This window comes from Streptomyces sp. WAC06614 (assembly GCF_003949795.1).
Classification (GTDB): domain Bacteria; phylum Actinomycetota; class Actinomycetes; order Streptomycetales; family Streptomycetaceae; genus Streptomyces.
The window spans coordinates 1-3,516 of sequence record NZ_RPRY01000504.1; the positions used below are offsets into that span (position 1 = coordinate 1).

Consider the following 3,516-nt stretch of genomic DNA (forward strand, 5'->3'; position numbering starts at 1 on the left):
CGCCGGCGCCCCTCCCACCTCCCGCCGGCACAACCGGCCACCTCGTGCCGGCCGTTCGGCGGCCGGCGGCGGGCGGCCACCGATCCGCCGGTCCCGGTGCCGGCACCGACCGCCCGGCCCGCGACCCTCACCACCGCCCCCGCCGCCTGTCGGGCCGGTCGGGGCCCCGGCCGGTCGGGGCCCGGGCCGCGACCGGCCCGACATCCCCCTGCGGCCGCGAGGCCCGCCCTGCCACCGCACCTCGCCGCGATCTCGGCCCGACAGACCTGTCCCCAGCTCTTGTCCCACGGAATTGTGAGCGTTAACAATCAGAGGGCTTCTCCGGCCGCTGCTCATGACGAGAGAGAACCGCATCGTGACCCCACACGCGCCTTCCGTTCCCACACCCCGTCACCATCCCGAGGCCTGCACCGTCGGTGTCGACTTCGGCACCCTCTCCGGGCGCGCCGTCGTGGTCAGGGTCCGGGACGGTGCCGAGCTCGGTGCGGCGGTCCACGCGTACCGCCACGCCGTCGTCGAGGACCGCCTTCCCTCCACCGGTGTCCCCCTGCCCCCCGACTGGGCCCTGCAGCACCCGGAGGACTGGCGCGACGTCCTGCGCACCGCCGTTCCGGCGGCGGTCGCCGACGCCGGCATCGCCCCGGGCCGGGTCATCGGCATCGCCACCGACTTCACCGCGTGCACGGTCCTGCCGACCACCCCCGACGGCACCCCGCTCGCCCTCGTGCCCGAGTGGGCCGACCGCCCGCACGCCTGGCCCAAGTTGTGGAAGCACCACGCCGCCCAGGGGCAGGCCGACCGCATCAACGCCCTCGCCCACGCCCGCGGCGAGAAGTGGATCTCACGGTACGGCGGCAGGATCTCCGCCGAGTGGCAGTACGCCAAGGCCCTGCAGGTCCTGGAGGAGGACCCGGCCGTCTTCGCCGCCTGCGCCCGCTGGATCGAGGCGGCCGACTGGATCGTCTGGCAGCTGACCGGCACCGAGTCCCGCAACACCTGCACCGCCGGCTACAAGGGCATCCACCAGGACGGCGCGTACCCGTCCCCCGCCTTCCTCGCCCGACTCCACCCGGACTTCGCCGACTTCCCCGCCACGCGCCTGGAGCACCCGCTGGCACCCCTGGGCTCCCGCGTCGGCGCACTGAGCGGGCGGGCCGCGCGCTGGACCGGCCTGCCCGAGGGCATCGCCGTCGCCGCCGGAAACGTCGACGCCCACGTGGCCGCGCCCGCGGCCGGCGCCGTCGAGAACGGGCGGATGCTCGCCATCATGGGCACCTCCACCTGCCACGTCCTCAACGCCGCCACGCTCGCCGAGGTCCCCGGCATCTGCGGGGTCGTCGACGGCGGCATCGTCGAGGGCGCCTACGGCTACGAGGCCGGCCAGAGCGCGGTCGGTGACATCTTCGCCTGGTGGCTCCGGCAGGGCGTCCCGGACCGCTACCGGTCCGAGGCGGCGGCTTCCGACGAGGACCTCCACCAGCTCCTGACCCGCAAGGCCGCGGCCGCCCCGGTCGGCGCGCACGGTCTGGTCGCCCTGGACTGGATGAACGGCAACCGCTCCCCCTTGGTCGACCACCACCTCTCCGGAGTCATCGCCGGCCTCACCCTCGACACCCGGCCCGAAGACGTCTACCGGGCCCTGCTCGAGTCCACCGCCTACGGCACCCGGATGATCGTCGAGACCTTCGAGGGCGCCGGGATCCCCGTCGAGGAGTTCATCGTCACCGGCGGCCTGAAGAAGAACGCGCTGCTCATGCAGATCCACGCCGACGTGCTCCGCCGCCCCGTCTCCCTCGGCACCTCCGACCAGGGGCCGGCGCTCGGCTCGGCCATTCACGCCGCCGTGGCCGCGGGCGCCTACCCCGACGTCCGTTCCGCCGCCTCCGTCATGGGCAGCGTCCAGCGCCACGCGTACGTCCCCGACCCCGCCCGGGCGGACGCCTACGACGCCCTGTTCAGCGAATACCGCGCCCTGCACGACCACTTCGGCACCGGCACGGACCTGCTCCTGCACCGCCTGCGCCGGATCCGCAACACCGCACGCCGCGCCACCGCCGACTGACCGGATCACCACCCGGCCCCGCCTCCATCGGCCCCACCCCTCCGCCCGAGCACCTCCGAGGAGCACACCCGACATGACGCCCGAAAACCAGGCCGATCGCGAGATCTGGTTCCTCACCGGCAGCCAGTCCCTCTACGGCGACGACACCCTCGCCCAGGTCGCCGACCAGTCCCGCGCCCTCTGCCACATCCTCGCCACCCGGCCCCAGTTGACCGTCCGCCTCGTGTGGAAGCCCGTCCTCACCGACGCGGCCGCCATCCGCGCGGTCTGCCTGGAGGCCAACGCCGACGACCGCTGCATCGGCCTGATCGCCTGGATGCACACCTTCTCCCCGGCCAAGATGTGGATCGCCGGCCTCGACGCCCTGAGCAAGCCCCTGCTGCACCTGCACACCCAGGCCAACCGCCAACTGCCCTGGTCCACCATCGACATGGCCTTCATGAACCTGAACCAGGCCGCCCACGGCGACCGCGAGTTCGGCTTCGTCCAGACCCGCCTCGGTGTCCCGCGCAAGACCGTGGCCGGCCACGTCTCCACCCCCGAAGTCGTCGACCGCATCGCCGGATGGGCCCGCGCGGCCGTCGGCCGCTGCGAACTGACCACCCTCACCCTCGCCCGTTTCGGCGACAACATGCGCGACGTCGCCGTCACCGAAGGCGACAAGGTCGAGGCGCAACTGCGGTTCGGGGTCTCGGTCAACACCTACGGCGTCAACGACCTCGTCGCCGCGGTCGACTCCGCCCCCGAGGACACCGTGACCGCCCTCGTCAAGGAGTACCAGGACCTCTACGCCCTCGCACCCGAGCTGCGTCCGGGCGGCGAGCGCCACGCCTCCCTGCGCTACGCCGCACGCATCGAAGCCGGCCTGCGCGCCTTCCTCACGGAGGGCGGGTTCCGCGCCTTCACCACCAACTTCCAGGACCTCGGCGGCCTGCGCCAGCTCCCCGGCCTCGCCGTGCAGCGCCTGATGGCGGACGGCTACGGCTTCGGCGGCGAGGGCGACTGGAAGACCGCCACCTTGCTGCGCACCCTCAAGACGATGGCCCACGGCCTGCCCGGCGGCACCTCGTTCATGGAGGACTACACCTACGACCTCACCCCCGGCCGCGAACTCGTCCTCGGTGCGCACATGCTGGAGGTCTGCCCCTCCCTCACGACGGCCACGCCCAGCTGCGAGATCCACCCCCTCGGCATCGGCGGACGCGAGGACCCGGTCCGTCTCGTCTTCGACGCCGACCCCGGTCCGGCCGTCGTCGTCGGTCTCGCGGACATGGGCGACCGGTTCCGCCTCGTCGCCAACCACGTCGACGTCGTCGCCCCGCCCGAGCCTCACCCCCGGCCGCGAACTCGTCCTCGGTGCGCACATGCTGGAGGTCTGCCCCTCCCTCACGACGGCCACGCCCAGCTGCGAGATCCACCCCCTCGGCATCGGCGGACGCGAGGACCCGGTCCGT

2 protein-coding genes are annotated in these 3,516 nt (G+C 73.4%); both read left to right on the forward strand.

From position 1 onward, the window contains the following. Window positions 1-334: 334 nt before the first annotated feature. Window positions 335-2,062, forward strand: a complete 1,728-nt coding sequence (gene araB, locus EF918_RS33915) for a ribulokinase (RefSeq protein WP_185922059.1) — start codon at window positions 335-337, stop codon at window positions 2,060-2,062. A 73-nt stretch (window positions 2,063-2,135) separates the two neighbouring features. After that, the coding region (gene araA / locus EF918_RS33920) for an L-arabinose isomerase (RefSeq protein ID WP_260610941.1) at window positions 2,136-3,516 on the forward strand (1,381 nt) is incomplete at its 3' end.